This window comes from Desulfosporosinus acidiphilus SJ4, assembly GCF_000255115.2.
Lineage (GTDB): Bacteria > Bacillota > Desulfitobacteriia > Desulfitobacteriales > Desulfitobacteriaceae > Desulfosporosinus > Desulfosporosinus acidiphilus.
The window spans coordinates 4544765-4560489 of sequence record NC_018068.1 but is presented as its reverse complement, the minus strand read 5'-3'; the positions used below and the strand labels follow the sequence as shown (position 1 = coordinate 4560489).

Here is a 15725-nt window from a genome sequence, read left to right as displayed (position 1 = left end):
CGAGAATTAAAAAGGAGAAACGTTTATGGAAAAGAGGGAAGGCCGTGTACCAGATTACAACTGGTATTTATTGGTGCCGTTAATATTCTTATTATCAGTTGTACCTCTAATTGTTTATCTTAAAGTTGTTCCTTTATCCGGTGCGTCCTTTGAATTTTGGACTGGACAAAAGGAAAATTTGGATTTCTTTTCTTACTACAAAATGGTATCTATTATTATATGCTGTATCATTTCAATCCTTAGTCTGGCATTATTCTCAATGTCCTATGGTTTAGACAAGATAAAGATCAGTGTCTATTATATTCCAATGGCTATCTATGCCTTCTTTGTAATTCTTTCTACGGAGTTTTCTCAGTATACGGATATCTCCCTAACGGGTTTTCCCGATCGTTATGAAGGTATGTACATACTCTTGGCCTATATGGTTATTTTGTTCGTAACAATTAACCTTGTAAATAATGAGGAGAATCTAAAAGTACTAATCGGAGCCCTGTTTACCGGAGCTCTGATTATCGGCATCATTGGCGTTTTTCAATACCTGGGATATGATTTCTTCAAATCAGCTTTTGGCAAAAACCTTATCTTGCCAGCGGCGTATAAACAAATTGCGGATAAATTGCAGTTTCAATTTTCCAAGGGTATGATTTATGCTACGCTTTACCATCTTGACTATGTTGGAAGCTATATGGCTATGCTTTTTCCATTATCGTTTACCATGTTTTTGTTAACCAAAAGAGGTTGGATGAAAGTCCTCATAGCTGCTTTTTCACTTCTAATGGCTGTAAACTGGCTAGGATGTACTTCCCGGGCGGGTATCTTGGGTGGCGTTTTAGCACTTGTAATTTTAATGATTATGATGAATCGCTACATAATCAAAAACTGGAAGTATTTCATAGGTGGTATTGTTATCTTATGTCTAATTTTGGTTGGTTTAAATTCAATTTCGAAGGATTTAAGTTCACGTATGCACAATTTAATTTCTGATGTTGTCAATATTTCGGGAGGTTCCGGAAATGACGGTGGTCAATCGAAGTCACTCCTGCAAGGCCTAGATATTAAAGGGAACCAGGCAACATTAGTGACCTCAACTGAGACGCTTAAATTCGAACTTAATGGAAGTAATATTACCTTTCAGGACAAAGATAATCACCCGATCCCTTTCCAAGCGGATAAAAGTACAGGAAAAATTCAGCTGCAGGATAATCTGTACAAAGATTATCAGATTACAGCTGGCAAATATAATAATATGTCTGAACTTCAAATAGTAAAAGGCATTCTTAAACTGAATTTTAGTCTTGGAAATAGTAAGATTTCCCTACTTGATAGCAGAGGACGGGTTGTAAACATTCAGCCTGTTGCAAGATGGGGGTTTCAAGGTAAAGAACTGTTAGGATCTTCACGGGGATATATTTGGTCCAGATCGATTCCTTTACTGAAAGACACCATATTTATCGGTCATGGGCCGGATACTTTTGCCGCTTATTTTCCTCAAAATGATTTCGTCGGTAAATTCTATGCTTATTTTGGAGATATGTGGCAACTTGTAGATAAACCTCACGACTTCTATCTGCAGGTTGGTATTAATACTGGAATCATTTCTCTTCTAGCACTTCTCTCCATATTTATTTTTTATATTATTAGAAGCGCAAAGCTTTACTTTAGAAACGATTATGAGGATTTCGCATCGAGAGCTGGAGTGGGAGTTTTTGTTGCAGTATGCGGTTATCTTGGGGCAGCCTTCTTTAACGATAGTGTCGTTTCAGTAGCGCCGGTATTTTGGATTCTTTTAGGTTTGGGGATCAGTATTAATTATATGTTAGAACAGAAAAATTTGAAGTCTCGAAAAGTTGCAGTTAAGTAATTGTGCGAGCCATTTTATTATTAATAGATTATTGGCAATAAGAAAATACTAAAAAACATAGAAACAGAGTCCCTCACTTTTAAGGTGAAGAATAAGTGGTGGATAAAATATCGTTGTATAAAAACCTTCTGCCTTGGTATTCTGTTAACAATAAAGAATACATGACAGGAGGTTTTTTTATGACAAAAGGCGCTGCGAGTAATCCATTCGCAGAAGCGTTTCGGTCAGGTGATCTTTGTAGTAAGAGGAAGGTTATACAAAAGCTGCGACGAAGCATATAAATGGAGCGTAATAATGAGATCAGAAAGAGAGCAAACTATTTGTGACCATTACGAGATTGCCGAGGACGCTAATCATAAAGAATTATTTGAGGATCGTAATCTTAGATGGCAAAAAATGTCTATCATACGGCATGACAGAGAAAAATTAAACGGTCATCGTGGCGGAGTTATTTGGTTTACAGGGTTATCGGGATCAGGAAAATCGACTTTAGCGAATGCTTTAGAAAAGCAATTGTATGCAATGGGAATAAGAACATATCTTATGGATGGAGATAATGTACGTCAAGGGCTAAATAGAGATCTAGGGTTTCGAAGGATTGATCGAACGGAAAATATCAGACGGATTGCAGAGGTAGCCAAGCTATTTGTGGATGCAGGGATTGTAGTCCTCACGGCCTTTATATCTCCCTATGACACAGATAGATGTGCCGCTAGGGATATCATTGGTAAGAGCGATTTCTTCGAAGTTTTTGTCGATTGCGCCCTAGAAGAATGCGAAAAAAGGGATCCAAAGGGCTTGTATGCAAAAGCTCGACGAGGTGAGATTCTCGAGTTTACTGGGGTGTCTGATCCTTATGAAATTCCCGAAAATCCCGATTTAATTGTAGCTACTGATAAAGAAGAAGTTGAAGCAGCTATTGAACGAATTCTTATTAAATTAAAGAAACGAGAATTTTATTAAGTATTTAACTCGCGAGTTTGGTTTTGCAATAGTGGGTGGCAGAAATTTAAGCTGGATCATCATTTAATCAGCAAAATTAATACGAAATTAATAGGAAGGCGTGCATGCGAAATTATATCCTATTCCGTAAAGTGACTATTGTGAACCTAGAACTTTTATAATATAATATTATTTTAATCCTTACCTTTAGATGCAAATAAGTCTATAATATTTTTCCTTCTAAAATTTAATTAGGAACAGATAAATGATATTCAGTTATAGACAGAAGCATATTTGGGAAATTTAATAGTATACACAAAAAAAGGAGATTAAAACTTTGGCATCTTTTACAGATTTAGGACTAAGTGAAACGATTATCCGCTCTATTGTCAATATGGGGTTTGAAGAAACTACACCCATTCAAGAAATGACTATACCCATAGCTTTGCAGGGTCGGGATTTGATCGGACAGGCTCAGACAGGGACAGGTAAGACAGCGGCTTATGGAATACCACTCATAGAAAGATTTGCTGAGCAATCAGAACAAATTCAGGGGATAGTATTGGCTCCTACCAGGGAATTAGCGGTTCAAGTCGCAGAGGAGTTAAACAAAATTGGCCAGTTTAAAGGGATTCATTCCTTGCCAATTTATGGGGGGCAAAATATTGACTGGCAGATTCGCGCCCTGAGAAAGAGGCCTCATATTATTGTGGCAACTCCGGGACGATTAATGGATCACATGCGGAGAAGAACAATTCGTCTGAACGAAATAAAGATTGTTGTTTTAGATGAAGCCGATGAGATGTTAAATATGGGCTTTTTGGAGGATATAGAGACGATACTAAAGGAAATTCCGGAGATTCGTCAAACTCTCCTCTTCTCAGCGACCATGCCCAAGCAGATTCAGAATATTGCCCAACGGTTCATGAAAGAGCCTGAATTCATTCAAATTAAAGCAACAGGTGTAACGGTTTCTGATATCGAACAGCATTATATTGAAGTTCCGGAAAAGTTAAAATTTGATGTCTTAACAAGACTTTTGGATATTCAATCACCGGAGTTGTCCATAGTTTTTGCTCGCACGAAGCGAAGGGTGGACGAACTTTCAGAGGGGTTAAATAAACGTGGCTATTCTGCTGAAGGTATTCACGGTGATCTTACCCAAAGTAAGAGGGATAGTGTTTTAAGACAATTTAAAGATGGAACGATCGACGTCTTGGTAGCTACCGATGTTGCGGCGAGAGGACTTGATATCAGCGGAGTGACTCATGTTTTTAACTTTGACATTCCCCAGGATACAGAAAGCTATGTCCATCGGGTTGGCAGAACAGGTCGTGCCGGAAAGACGGGTCTTGCTATTACCTTTGTAACACCACGCGAGATGGGAATGTTAAGACTTATTGAGTCTGTCATTAAGCGTAGAGTCTTGAGAAAGCCGATTCCAACGATCGTTGAAGCGGTTCAGGGTCAGCAACGGTTAACAATGAATGAAATATTAAGAGTCATTGCTGAGGAGGACATTGAGAAATATAAGGGACTAGCAGAAGAGCTGCTCGCCGAAAATGATTCTGTAACGCTGCTGTCGGCAGCCTTGAAAGTTATTACTAAAGAACCGGAAAACGTCGAGGTGCGTTTAACAGAGACTGCGCCGATTCGCGTGAAGGGTATGGGTAATCCGAGAGGTCGTCAAGGTGGGGTCCCCAAGAAAAACTATAATCAGAGAACGGATACTTGGTCAAGAAGAAGAAGCCATGATGGACGAATTGGAACAGCGGGTGCTTCAAGAGGAAAAGGCTTAGTCTAAAACGACTAGTGTAATTTGTTCCATAAATGGTATAGTTTTATAAAATATTTTTAAGGGCTTCAGAAAAGGCCGTATTTATGGCCTTTTCTGTTTTTTGATAATAAAAGTATTTTTTGATTATGTTATAAATTTCACTAGTGCTTTTTTTATTTTAGAAGGTAAATTAAATTATGTGTCGAATAATTCAGGGATAGTGTTCTCTTATATATTGGAGGGAGACAGAATAATTATGTTAAAAAGTGTTTTCCAGAGGAGAGTTTTTGGGAAAATCTTCGCAAATGTTATGCTCTCATTGATTTTAATTTTGAGCACTTCGACTTCGGTTTGGGCTTCATCAAATGATCCGGTGTCTGAAGTCCGATCCTTACTGCAGAACAAGTATGTGGATCCGGTTTCACCCGATGTTTTGAACGCTCCCACCATCGATGAAATGCTAAAGCGCCTTGGGGATCCGCACACTGTTTATTTTACTCCGCAGCAATATAAAGATTTTGAAGGAAGTGTAAACAACAGCTTTACGGGCATCGGAATACATATTCAAGTACTTCCCGAGGGCATTAAGGTGGTTTCAGTAGTTTCCGGCTCACCCGCAGATGAAGTCGGGTTAAAGGCCGGAGATATGCTTCTTAGCGCGGATGGGCAATCTTTGGCCGGATTATCCACCGATCAGGCTGTAAACATCTTGAGAGGACCGGAAGGCAGCACAGTAAAGATCAATGTACAACGCGGGTCTGAGTCCAAGGATTTTACGGTGACTCGCCGAGCTATCACCGAACCCACTGTGACAGGTTCCGTTTTGGATGGACATATCGGTTATGTTGATATATCAACGTTTGGTGAGGAGACGCCGCTGGAATTTGCCAGCACAGTGATCAAATTAAATAGCCAACATGTTAACGCTTGGATCGTTGATTTACGGGATAATGGCGGCGGATACTTAACTTCAGCGCTTTCTCTTGCCGGCTTCTTCATCGGGCCGGACGTTACGATCCAAGTGAAAGACCGTTCCGGGATTCTTCACTTGTATCAAGCCCCGCCGCAGCCGTTTACATTAAACAAACCTATAGTTTTTCTGACCAACGGGAATAGTGCAAGTGCCTCGGAAGTGCTGACCAGCGCGGTTAAAGATTACCGTAAGGCAACTATTGTTGGGACAACGACGTATGGTAAGGGTACAGCCCAGGATATCTTTCCTCTTTCTAATGGCGGTGTTTTAAAAATGACTGTTGATCATTTCTACTCTGCTTTCGGTCATGAGATCAACAAAGTTGGGATTACTCCTGACGTAGAAATAGAAAAGGCGGACTCCCTAAAAGCGGCGGAACTTATGCTGTCAGATAAAACGGATGAGCTGATAAAAGCCAGAACTACGGATTATTGGCAAGCATGGAGTGAACTTTCAAACTCGTCGACATCTGAAACAAATCAGGAACCATATTCCTTGTTCTATCCTGATTATCAGAAAGTCAATGAATTGTCAGGGGTTTCCCTGGATAGGAAATTTGAGATTCATTTCGATGGGGTGATTAACCAGCAGACAGTGAACGATTTAAATATCGAGTTAATTAATAGTTTGAACGGGGAGAGGGTTCCTACTAAGTTCAATATGCTGGGTTCCTCCGATGTTCAGGTCATTCCGGAGAAAGCTTTATCCCCGGGAACGACCTATTGGTTGGTTGTCCATCCCTCTATCCTGGATGCCTCCGGTAAGACATTGAACAAAGGAACTATAACAATTATTAATACAATCAATGCGTCCGAAACAGAAGGAAAGGTTAAGATTCAATCCTTGATAACTCCGAAAGTTGTAGGTGAAAGAATGTTTAACGACCCTTCTGCAACAGATTATGGATTGGCGATTTGGGGTTCTGACAGAAAGTAATTATAATAGCCGAATGTGAGGAAGTTACGGATTAGTAGGGGTGAATCTATGATTTATGAAGTATGTGCACTTGTAGCTACGATTATCTTAGGGATGCTGGGCATAGAATTAATAATCTGGATTCACTCGATCCGGAAACTTACAGATGAGGTTAGGCATACAGTACATGATTTTAATATGTATATGCCTTCTATGCTTGACGACGTAAAAGTGATGACCGGTCTAGTAAGAAATACGACCGAACAAGTAACTGAGACGGTTACCGAGGTTGCAGTTGGCATAGATGCTTTTAGGAAGAATCCGCTGCATCTCGTGACAAGCGTTTTGGAATCTATTAAGCAAATTATAAGCGTTTGGCAGGACTTTCGCGGAAGAAAAAAAGAAGCCCCATAATTGCCCTCTAAGGCAGCAGGGACTAATGAATGTCAGACGCGAAAATCTTTAATTAGTAACTTTGGGATAATTAAGTGTTATGTACCCGGGCCTTCTTGCCTGTGATAAATTCTCTGAATCTTGATTTCTGTTCTTAAGATTATTTCTCAGTGAATGGCGCAAATCTTTTCCCCGTTGTGGTGCAAACAATAAGCCGGCCAAAACTCCGGCAAATCCTCCAACGAGTGCAGCTAAAACTATGGTACCTACAGTTGTCCTATTCAACCCAGATTTTTGGTTAGCCATGAAGATTTCTCCTTCCATAGTTAATACATTTAAAGTATTTTAACATATTACCAACAAAACTTCGAAGGGTGGAGAGATAAGTAATATCATCAAATGAATAGAGAATCATTTATATACTTCAGCAAAGGAGGAACTATATGTGAAAAAAGTATTGTCGATTTTGTTAATAGGATTGATGCTACTAGTTTCAACTAATACTGTCCTGGCGGCAGGCGATTCTTTGGATATAGAAAAAGTGGCCATTCAGTCGATAAAAAATTCCCAACAAGCTCAAAGTGTTGACAGGCAGGTAACCGAAGCTCAGAAAAATTATGAGAATATTGAAGGGTTATCAAATACTCTAAGAGGTACACTGCAATATTCAAACTCGTATGCTACGATACAAGCTGTTATCCTTACCCCCCTGAAAATGGAGAATATGGTGACAGTGGTTACCAATGCCAAAACAGTACTGACAAATTATCTTAGACTCTCTTCCTATCAAGCTTATATAGCCCTTTTAAAAGCGAACTACGCTCAAACTATTCAACAAGGTCTCATGAATGATCTTGCTGCCGACTATAAAACAGCACAGCAACAAGAGTCCTTGGGATTGATTTCGCCGTCACAGATGAGATTGACTGAGATAGCTTATCTCCAAGCACAATACGGTTACGACAGTGCTAAAAAAGCTTTTGATTCTGCCTCTATGAATGTTAATAATCTCATGGGTGAAGATCTTACTAAACAATATTCCACACTTCAAGATTACAACATTGTCCCTGCTGACAAGATTAAGACGTTAAATGATTATGTTAATCTTGCTTTGGCAAACCGATTAGAAATTGTCAATGCTCAGAGTCAGCTGGATGTCGATAAGAAGGGATTTGAACTCGGTAAATCAGCAATACCGACTGATTATGATCTGTACTGTGATCAAGAGCAACAAACCTTAGACAATGATCAAAATAATTTGGACCTTGCTAAAATTGGTGTTCAGAAAAATATTATTCAACTTTATGCTAACCTTCAAGCCAAAATGAAGGTTTTGGAAGCCCAGAAAAATCTTGAAGATATGGCAGCCGCAAATTTTAACTCGGCAGAAATCCAGTATAAAAACTCCATGCTTTCCATACAGGATTTTGATAAAGCAAAAGTTAGTAAAGCTCAGGCAGATGTGAACTATAAAAATGCTCAAATGGATGCCTGGTTAGCGCAAACATTGATGAATTTGGCAAGCGGTGCCGGATATGTACCTTTAAATCTTTCTTTATCATCGGGTTCTTCCACCCACGTAAATAAGCCGCTTCTAACTGGCCCTTCACACGATAAATAAACCATTAATAACATGGGGGTGTTTAACATGAAGAAAAAATATTTATCTATGCTTGTTTTTGTTCCCATTGCTTCGATTATGTTATTTTCAAATAGTACACTGGCCCTTGACAATGCGGCTCAGTCAACGTCCAGTTCGTCTTCCACCGGCACAACTCAGCCTGCAGCCTCAACATCAACCAGCACTTCAGGGACATCATCAACGGGCTCTTCAGATTCATCAACTGCAACCGGTACTGCAGGTACTTCAGATGCTTCGGCAACTGGTACTTCAACTAATTCCGCAGCTCCGGCAGATACTTCCACGTTGAGTCTCTCTCTGGATGACGCTGTAAAAATGGTTGAAACCGGCAACAGTACTATTAAATTAGATGATAGTGAGATTAAAGTCCTAGATAAGCAAAATCAGCAAGATCTGGCGCGGCATGATGCTCATGCTCCGGTAGTTGATGAAGATTCCAGAAAAGACCAAGATTTAAATTATAAACGTTCTCAATGGAGTTTAGACAATGCCAAGCACCAAAGAGATACAGACCTGAAAAATCTTAGAGTTCAAGTAACCAACGAGTATGAAAATATTCTAAATTACCAACAAGAGGCAGAAAATTATCAGACGCAACTGAACAATTTAGATACGCAGATTGATAAAATGAATCTTCAAATAAAACTTGGTCTCCAAATTCCTTCAGCTATTTATGCACTTAACGCCGGTAAAAGTGGTTTGGAAGCTAAACAAAAAGGTGTTCTCAATTCCATTAATAGTGAGATGCTCACTCTCAAACAAGATTTGGGAATTGACCTTAACCGAGATGTTGTTTTGACTTCAAGTTTAGTTCCTTTCACGAAATTCGATGACTCAGATTTGAATAATAAAATTGCAAAAGCAATCCAAAACAACTATGATCTGCAAAAGTATCAACAGGACATTGATATTTCACAAATCGAGTATGAAATTGATATGGTCTTTGAAGATTCTATGTCGGCAGATCAAGTACAATTAAGCATTGAGGACAAGAAAGCGACTCTTGCCGATATATCAAATAACCAATTGGTACAATTAAGATCCGATTATAATTCGTTAAAGACCTTGGAAAATACTGTTTCCGCCGACCAATTAACTGTAGAAGCTGATAAAATCAATATTGATGTCATGCAGAAAAATATTGATGCCGGAAAATCGACCATTTTGGATATGATTTCTTTGCAAAATACGCTTCTTAATGATCAATTTACGCTTCAGCAGGACGTTAATTCCTATATGACTGCTGCGGCTAATTATCAAAACAGTTTAGATGATTAGTTAATGAGTGTCTAAGCGGATCTGTCATTGCAGATCATAAGCTGACTAGTAATGAGACGAGGAAGCTCCGTTATTATACAACAAACGGAAGCCTCCTCGTTTTTCTTCTCCACAGGTATTGCAAGCCTAAGGAACAGATGTCTAATCTTTTTGAAATTGAATCACCAAGAAACTGGTAGTTAATTCCATAATGATAACACAAAGGAAGTTGGTCCGCATAGATTTTTGGGCCAACTTCTTTTCAGCAACATATTTCAAAAATGATGGCAAGGCTGATTAAGAGGGATTTTGAGTTAATAGCTGTGATACCACGGGGACCGGTTTGTTTTGGCCAGTAAAAAATGTGCCATAATAAGCGTGGTGTTGGAGCATACTTTCCAGGGAAAATGAGGGGAATGCTTCTTCGTAATCCTCCCAGTACAGAGACTTTTCCTGAATTCCAAGCATTAGACGGTAACGCTTGTTAAGTATACAATATTGAGTTTCTGCTAACAGAAGTTCAAGTACTGCAATTTCAACATACTCTGGATCTGCATAATAAAAATGATTCCAAGCGTATTCAATTTTCTCCCGAGACTCTTCAATTTCTCCCAGCAATTGTTCGGCCTCGTTGAGTGGTGGTTCGTCCTCTGAAGAATACGATGAAAATAGATTTTTAATTAAAGCTCGCATAATATCACCCTCACTTTACCTGCGTGCTCAAATCCTAAACTTCTCTTTAGCTTTGCTCAGTTTGCCTAAGTATATGTAGATAAACGTTCAGATATGATTAAGAAAAGAGAGAAATTATGGGTCTTTATATCATCAAAATTTATTATGTTATAAAAATCGCCTTTCTTGGGAAAGACTAGAAATAGTTTAGAACTTAAGAGGTGATTTTTTTGCCACACCGACGATGTCGGAAGTCCTGGGCGATCTTTCTTTGTGGGATGATGTGTTTGTTTCTTTGGCAAGCCAGCATTTATCCTGTTTTAGGACAAGATAATGTCTATGAAATCATGTTTGCCAATTCCAACACTAGTCCCAATCCGTCTCGTTCCCAAAAGCCTCAACCCACAAAGTCGACGACAAAGATTCCAACCTATAATATTATTGTTAATAACGATCAGAATCTAACGAATAAAGCTTCACAAGAAATGCCGCCGCCAGAGGCTGTGACTGGACATCAAGTACTCTCCCGAAGTTTGGGGCGCCTAGTGAGCGAAGAGGAAGTTGATCTGCTGTCCCGTGTAATATACGGGGAAGCACGGGGAGAGAATTTTGAAGGCCAAGTAGCAGTTGGAGCAGTTGTTTTAAATCGCCTTAAGGATCCACATTTTCCGAAAACAATTTGGGGTGTCGTTTATCAACCTGGTGCTTTTACAGCGGTCAAGGATCAACAGATACACCTCGATCCTAATGACGAGGCTTATAAAGCAGCAGAAGCGGCGCTTTCAGGTGATGATCCCACCAATGGGGCAATATATTACTATAATCCACGGCTTGCGACAGATCGGTGGATTAAGAGCAGGCCTGTGATTAAGAGGATTGGGAACCATACTTTTAGCATATAGGGGACTTGTGTGACAGAGCGCTCAGTCGTACGTTCGCAGAGCAAACTAACGTTCAAGCTCCTGGCTTTGGGGAGCGGGGTTCCCGCCATAAGCGCCATCCATGGCGCTATGGCGGCGGCGCACGTCCTATGCGCCGCCCCGTATCTGGGGTCGGTCGCTTTCACGAAGTTTGCTGGGCTGCTTACGTAGAGACTTCGCGCTCTTGTCACACTGCGTCCTGGCTTTGGAGAACGGAACGGGAATAGGAGACGTTTTTGGGTGACGGCACATTTCATGTGCACCGTCCGGCCTGGGAAGCGAGAGTATGTATTGCATGAGCGTGCATTGGGGACGGTCCTTTTGACACACTTTTCGTAAGACACGGGGACGGTTCTTTTGTCCGCTTAGGTATGGGTAGATCAGAGAAGAACCGTCTCTTTTTGTTGGGATAAGTGCTCTTGCATTCCGTGTCTTAGGCCTTGGAGAACGTAATAGGAATGAGAGACTTATTCGGAAGACGGCACATTTCATGTGCAACGTCTGTCTCGGGAATAAAGTAAGATAAAAAAAAGTCTTTTTGACAGAGCGAATTTGTGAAAACCAATAAAAAAGTAGCCCCGCAATGCGGGGCTATTTAGCGTTTCGAACCTGGTGCAGAGGTGATTTGTTCCCTCGGTGGAGAGTAAAGAAAGCGATCTCTGGGGGGACGTTAAAGCGCAGGGGGATAACGCTTTCTCCAATGCCGCGGTTTATGTATAAGGGAGTTTCGTTAACAACATGGTAACCTTCATAAATTCCTTTATCACCCAGATAAGTGTTAGTAATTAATGGCCTAAAGCCTGGGAGGCGGATTTGGCCGCCGTGGGTGTGGCCTGTCAGTAAGAGATCGGATCCGTAGGAAGCTACATCGTCAAGGCAATCGGAAGAGTGGGCTAAAGCCAGGCGGAAGGAAGGGTTTTGGGCAACTGGGTGTGATGATTGGGAGCTGAGGAGGTTTTGATAGGCTCGGTCCACGTCGTCGTGAGCAGTGGCTGGGTCGTCGATTCCGATGATCCATAGGTTGAGGGGAGATAGAAAGGTTGATTGATTAAGTAAGGGAATCCATCCTAAACCTTCAAGCTGTTTCAGAAAACGCTTCAGCAGTGTATGTGATAGGTGGCTGTAGTCGTTATTTCCCAGAACGACATAGTTTCCGTAAGGTGCAGAGAATTTGTTTAAATAGGGGTTGACTTTATCGAGATCGATTCGGGTAGAAATAATGTCGCCCGTCAGTACAATAAGGTCGGGCTTTTGTGCCATGGCTGTTTGTCGGATGCGTTCGGGATCCATTTGCAGGGATTCCAGATGTAAGTCGCTTAATTGACAGATTGTTTTTCCCTCGAGGGCTGTCGGAAGTTTGGGGTAAAAAAGATCCCATAGTTCGCTTTGTAATTCCTTAGTATCATGTTCTGCCCAGCCAAGAAGTCCGGCCCCGCCTAGGGGCAGCAAGGAAAGCAGCCAGTGATTGGCAAAGAATCCACCGGTACTGCGCAAAAAGTCACGGCGGGATATTTTTTTGGTAAACAGTGTGGTTAATTTATCTGGCATAGCGGCCTCCCGAAGAATAGTTTTACACATAACAGTAGTATATCAGAACTCTTCCCTTCCTTTAATCATATCATGTTAAGAGATTAGTTTGAAATGATAAAGGAGGGGAACAAGGTGAAGTTCAGCGGGAACACTCCTTCCAATCCCTATGAGCCCATGGGTCCCCAAGGGTTCCCCACATTACCTAGTGCTCCATTAGGCCCGGGACAGTCTCCGGGGACAATTCGTGACACGCTGGGGTCGAGGCTTAAAGCCAGCGGAATTTTTCAAAAGGATGGTCAATTACAAAATATGCGCGGTGGTTTTATCGGTCCAAAACAAACTCCATTCTCAGGTCCGGTTCAAGGAAATCCCTGGCAAGCTCCTTCTCTGTCGCAGAATATGGGTGCTCTCTCACAGCCAATGGGGGGCAATAATCCAAATATGGGATATAGTCAGAACATGGGGTTCAACCCAAATCCCGGGTATAACCAGCCTCAGTTACAAGGGACAAATCAAGTCATGAAACCACGGCAGCTTATTCTTCAACCGGCTCAAGAGGGGATTGCTGCTAATGGCGTGGCCACCATATCGCCTGACAATAGTTTTCTTTTGGTCGCCAATCTCCCGCCGCCACAAACATTCTTGGGACAAGGGCAAGTAGGACAATATGCAGCTTATCTGGTTGATAATAAAGGAAAAATGGGTTTTTTAGCGGGGGTCCTTCGGCCGGTAGGAAATGGTGTTTATAGGACACATTTTCAGAGCCCAGTTCCCTTGTATCCATACAGCCGAACGATTGTTTCTCTGGAAGGCATCGGTCAGCTTGGGCAAGCTCCCAATGGGCCGATTATTTTAAAAGTAAAAGAACCAAGAGGACCTATGGCTTTTTTTACGCCAGTAAAAAACACAGCGCAATCGTTTTGGGGTAAGATTTCTAACTTAATCAGCGGCAGAAAGAACCCGGTGATTGGTCCGGATTCTGTTCCGGCGCCTATTTCAGCTCCTATTCCATCTCCTGTCGCCCCAGAGGTGCTGCCGGTTCCGAGTCAAATGGAAGTGCCCTCAGGTGTGGTTCCCCCTCTGCCTCCTCAATAATCTGAATCTGTTTCGCAAGTGTAGTAACCCTTTGAGTATAAAAAGTCCTTTTGTACCCGAGGACGAAAAGCAACAGCGCCCAAAATTATTCAATGCGTGTGAAACTCCAAGATGTCGCGATAAATGGAGCAGGCAATTCAGAATTACTTGAATGCCTGCTCCATTTTTTACTGTATCCTCGAAGTTTACTAAGAACTATAGTATACATGTAGGATTAAAGTAAAAACAGAATGAGCACAACCATAGCCATAAGGCTAAAAGTTGTAACTGTTACTGCAATACCGAGAGTTTTTAAGGATACTTGTGCTAAAAGAATATTTGAAAAAAAGGCAATGAAAAAGAAAAAGGAAATGGCTAATATGCCTGCACCAACAGGTGGAGATTGGAGAATTGGAACAAGGCGTTTAAAACCATAGTCCCAAGCCTCCGAAGACACTGAAGTGGGACGGTTAGGAAGTGGGGGCTTCGAGCATCCGTTTTTAAACCAATTAAAAAGTGGCAATGCCGTTCCCCCCATTTCCGTTGGTAATAGCTGTCCCGCTGCGCTCGATATAGAACTGGGCGATAATGACTCCCAGGGCAATAATTAAATTACCGGGAACTCCTGGAATTTCAAATAAAGGAACGTTGAAAGAAGTATCGGGACTTCCGTCAAAAGGGGCAAAGGGAGCAGCAACCACAAGTGAGACGCTCAAGTTATCCGGGAAAAGTGGTTCGTCGGTTCCAACCGGGCCGAAACCCTGCCCAGGGACAAACTGAGCGGGTGACTGCACAGGGATTTGTCCGTATATTGCTGCCTGCATAAGTTGAGTTAATTGGGGCAGGGTAAGCGTTATAGGATAATGATCGGGCGTCGGACGATTGATGTTGGGCGGATGGGCTAATGATCGCTTAAAGAGAAAGGTCATCAGCACATCAAGCCCGGCAACGATCATAGAAGCAAATTCAATTTCCGTTGAGGCTATAGGCAAAATCATAGCACTTACCGGACTAAAGGGTAAATCGCGGCGCATGGGGCTGTCTATTAAAATAGAGAAGGAGAAAGAGGTGGCAGGTAACTGGGGAGCGCATTCAGTTCGTTGAATCATAGCCTTCCTCCTCTCCTAAACAATTTAAAACCAAGCGCAGACAGTAACCCAACCTCCTAAAATTATGACAATCAGGAAGGCAATGAATGTCACCGGATGTGATACATCATTGATAAAACTCGGCCCCCGATAACCATCGAGCTTCATGTCAACCCCTGCCTGACTATTTCTGAGTTAATGGTGGTAGTTTAATGTTTTTGAACATTTCTGGAGTGATTTGCATCTTTTCCATAGGGTTTCCGCCGCTGATTTTGTCAAGGATTTGTTGAGCCATGCCTTTCAATTCTTCGGGAATAGGAAGGTCGCTGGCCGAGGGTAAGCCATGCATGGCCGTGGTTAAGGTCAAATTGACCATGGCCATTAGTTTTTCGTAATTCTGCTGTTGAACAAAGTAGTTTTTGATCAAAGGATATTTATTCATAAGACGAACTTTAAGATCCAAGAGAGCTAAAGATTCTTTCTCAGGAACCACCTTACTAATCATTTGGGCAGTGATGAGACTGCGTTCTTTTTCTTGATACTGGCTGAATGCTTCTTGGCTCTGAGGATCAGCCATAATAGCGGCTTCGGCCGTCTTTAACCCTTGAAGTTCTGGGGTTTGCGATAGGGCTTCCCCCAATTCACGGGCCTTGTCAATGTAACTCATAGGGGCACCTCCTT

The 15725-nt window shown here is 41.6% G+C and carries 15 protein-coding genes and 1 pseudogene; 11 read left to right on the top strand and 5 right to left on the bottom strand.

Annotation, left to right across the window (positions count from 1 at the left end; genetic code table 11):
- Positions 1 to 25 precede the first annotated feature (25 nt).
- The 5 genes from DESACI_RS20990 to DESACI_RS20970 all read left to right on the top strand — a co-directional run bounded on the left by DESACI_RS20990 (position 26) and on the right by DESACI_RS20970 (position 6882).
- Positions 26 to 1861 carry an O-antigen ligase family protein gene (locus DESACI_RS20990; protein ID WP_014829231.1) on the top strand — a complete coding sequence of 612 codons (1836 nt, stop codon included), beginning with the start codon at positions 26 to 28 and terminating at the stop codon, positions 1859 to 1861.
- A 294-nt stretch (positions 1862 to 2155) separates the two neighbouring features.
- Entirely contained in the window at positions 2156 to 2824 is a 669-nt protein-coding gene (gene cysC / locus DESACI_RS20985) for an adenylyl-sulfate kinase (protein WP_014829230.1), read from the top strand.
- Between the two features lie 316 nt (positions 2825 to 3140).
- On the top strand, positions 3141 to 4607 hold the full coding sequence (gene cshA, locus DESACI_RS20980) for a degradosome RNA helicase CshA (protein ID WP_014829229.1): 1467 nt from the start codon (positions 3141 to 3143) through the stop codon (positions 4605 to 4607).
- Positions 4608 to 4836: 229 nt separating this feature from the next.
- On the top strand, positions 4837 to 6489 hold the full coding sequence (locus tag DESACI_RS20975) for a S41 family peptidase (protein WP_014829228.1): 1653 nt from the start codon (positions 4837 to 4839) through the stop codon (positions 6487 to 6489).
- A gap of 48 nt (positions 6490 to 6537) precedes the next feature.
- Positions 6538 to 6882 carry a hypothetical protein gene (locus DESACI_RS20970; protein WP_014829227.1) on the top strand — a complete coding sequence of 115 codons (345 nt, stop codon included), beginning with the start codon at positions 6538 to 6540 and terminating at the stop codon, positions 6880 to 6882.
- 48 nt (positions 6883 to 6930) lie between these two features.
- Here the strand turns inward: DESACI_RS20970 and DESACI_RS20965 are convergent, their stop codons facing one another.
- Positions 6931 to 7167 (bottom strand): YtxH domain-containing protein, encoded by a 237-nt coding sequence (locus DESACI_RS20965; RefSeq protein WP_014829226.1) that lies wholly within the window; start codon positions 7165 to 7167, stop codon positions 6931 to 6933.
- 139 nt (positions 7168 to 7306) lie between these two features.
- Here DESACI_RS20965 and DESACI_RS20960 point away from each other — a divergent pair, with 139 nt between their 5' ends.
- On the top strand, positions 7307 to 8482 hold the full coding sequence (locus DESACI_RS20960; protein ID WP_014829225.1) for a TolC family protein: 1176 nt from the start codon (positions 7307 to 7309) through the stop codon (positions 8480 to 8482).
- A 27-nt stretch (positions 8483 to 8509) separates the two neighbouring features.
- A complete protein-coding gene (locus tag DESACI_RS20955; RefSeq protein ID WP_014829224.1) occupies positions 8510 to 9781 on the top strand; it encodes a TolC family protein in 1272 nt (423 codons plus the stop codon).
- A gap of 276 nt (positions 9782 to 10057) precedes the next feature.
- On the opposite strand, the gene DESACI_RS23285 is transcribed toward DESACI_RS20955, so the two are convergent.
- Positions 10058 to 10453 (bottom strand): hypothetical protein, encoded by a 396-nt coding sequence (locus DESACI_RS23285; protein ID WP_014829223.1) that lies wholly within the window; start codon positions 10451 to 10453, stop codon positions 10058 to 10060.
- Positions 10454 to 10977: 524 nt separating this feature from the next.
- Here DESACI_RS23285 and DESACI_RS25315 point away from each other — a divergent pair.
- Positions 10978 to 11334, top strand: a pseudogene (locus DESACI_RS25315) (cell wall hydrolase); the annotation flags it as partial.
- Between the two features lie 5 nt (positions 11335 to 11339).
- Positions 11340 to 11579: a hypothetical protein gene (locus DESACI_RS20940; RefSeq protein ID WP_148271351.1), complete on the top strand. Its 240-nt coding sequence runs from the start codon at positions 11340 to 11342 to the stop codon at positions 11577 to 11579.
- A 364-nt stretch (positions 11580 to 11943) separates the two neighbouring features.
- On the opposite strand, the gene DESACI_RS20935 is transcribed toward DESACI_RS20940, so the two are convergent.
- On the bottom strand, positions 11944 to 12900 hold the full coding sequence (locus tag DESACI_RS20935) for a metallophosphoesterase (protein WP_014829221.1): 957 nt from the start codon (positions 12898 to 12900) through the stop codon (positions 11944 to 11946).
- A 114-nt stretch (positions 12901 to 13014) separates the two neighbouring features.
- Here DESACI_RS20935 and DESACI_RS20930 point away from each other — a divergent pair, with 114 nt between their 5' ends.
- A complete protein-coding gene (locus DESACI_RS20930; RefSeq protein WP_014829220.1) occupies positions 13015 to 13977 on the top strand; it encodes a polyadenylate binding domain-containing protein in 963 nt (320 codons plus the stop codon).
- A gap of 230 nt (positions 13978 to 14207) precedes the next feature.
- Positions 14208 to 14393, top strand: coding sequence for a hypothetical protein (locus tag DESACI_RS24350; RefSeq protein ID WP_148271350.1), 186 nt, complete (start codon positions 14208 to 14210; stop codon positions 14391 to 14393).
- 72 nt (positions 14394 to 14465) lie between these two features.
- Here the strand turns inward: DESACI_RS24350 and DESACI_RS20920 are convergent, their stop codons facing one another.
- On the bottom strand, positions 14466 to 15065 hold the full coding sequence (locus tag DESACI_RS20920) for a hypothetical protein (protein ID WP_014829218.1): 600 nt from the start codon (positions 15063 to 15065) through the stop codon (positions 14466 to 14468).
- 163 nt (positions 15066 to 15228) lie between these two features.
- Positions 15229 to 15711, bottom strand: a complete 483-nt coding sequence (locus DESACI_RS20915) for a YlbF/YmcA family competence regulator (RefSeq protein ID WP_014829217.1) — start codon at positions 15709 to 15711, stop codon at positions 15229 to 15231.
- Between the last annotated feature and the right edge of the window lie 14 nt (positions 15712 to 15725).

What these genes read in the sequence shown, in the direction of transcription:
- DESACI_RS20990 (WP_014829231.1), top strand. Translation starts at nt 26, where the DNA reads ATGGAAAAGAGGGAAGGCCGTGTACCAGATTACAACTGGTATTTATTG.
- cysC (WP_014829230.1), top strand. Translation starts at nt 2,156, where the DNA reads ATGAGATCAGAAAGAGAGCAAACTATTTGTGACCATTACGAGATTGCC.
- DESACI_RS20975 (WP_014829228.1), top strand. Translation starts at nt 4,837, where the DNA reads ATGTTAAAAAGTGTTTTCCAGAGGAGAGTTTTTGGGAAAATCTTCGCA.
- DESACI_RS20970 (WP_014829227.1), top strand. Translation starts at nt 6,538, where the DNA reads ATGATTTATGAAGTATGTGCACTTGTAGCTACGATTATCTTAGGGATG.
- DESACI_RS20965 (WP_014829226.1), bottom strand. Translation starts at nt 7,167, where the DNA reads ATGGCTAACCAAAAATCTGGGTTGAATAGGACAACTGTAGGTACCATA.
- DESACI_RS20955 (WP_014829224.1), top strand. Translation starts at nt 8,510, where the DNA reads ATGAAGAAAAAATATTTATCTATGCTTGTTTTTGTTCCCATTGCTTCG.
- DESACI_RS23285 (WP_014829223.1), bottom strand. Translation starts at nt 10,453, where the DNA reads ATGCGAGCTTTAATTAAAAATCTATTTTCATCGTATTCTTCAGAGGAC.
- DESACI_RS20935 (WP_014829221.1), bottom strand. Translation starts at nt 12,900, where the DNA reads ATGCCAGATAAATTAACCACACTGTTTACCAAAAAAATATCCCGCCGT.
- DESACI_RS24350 (WP_148271350.1), top strand. Translation starts at nt 14,208, where the DNA reads ATGAGCACAACCATAGCCATAAGGCTAAAAGTTGTAACTGTTACTGCA.
- DESACI_RS20920 (WP_014829218.1), bottom strand. Translation starts at nt 15,065, where the DNA reads ATGATTCAACGAACTGAATGCGCTCCCCAGTTACCTGCCACCTCTTTC.
- DESACI_RS20915 (WP_014829217.1), bottom strand. Translation starts at nt 15,711, where the DNA reads ATGAGTTACATTGACAAGGCCCGTGAATTGGGGGAAGCCCTATCGCAA.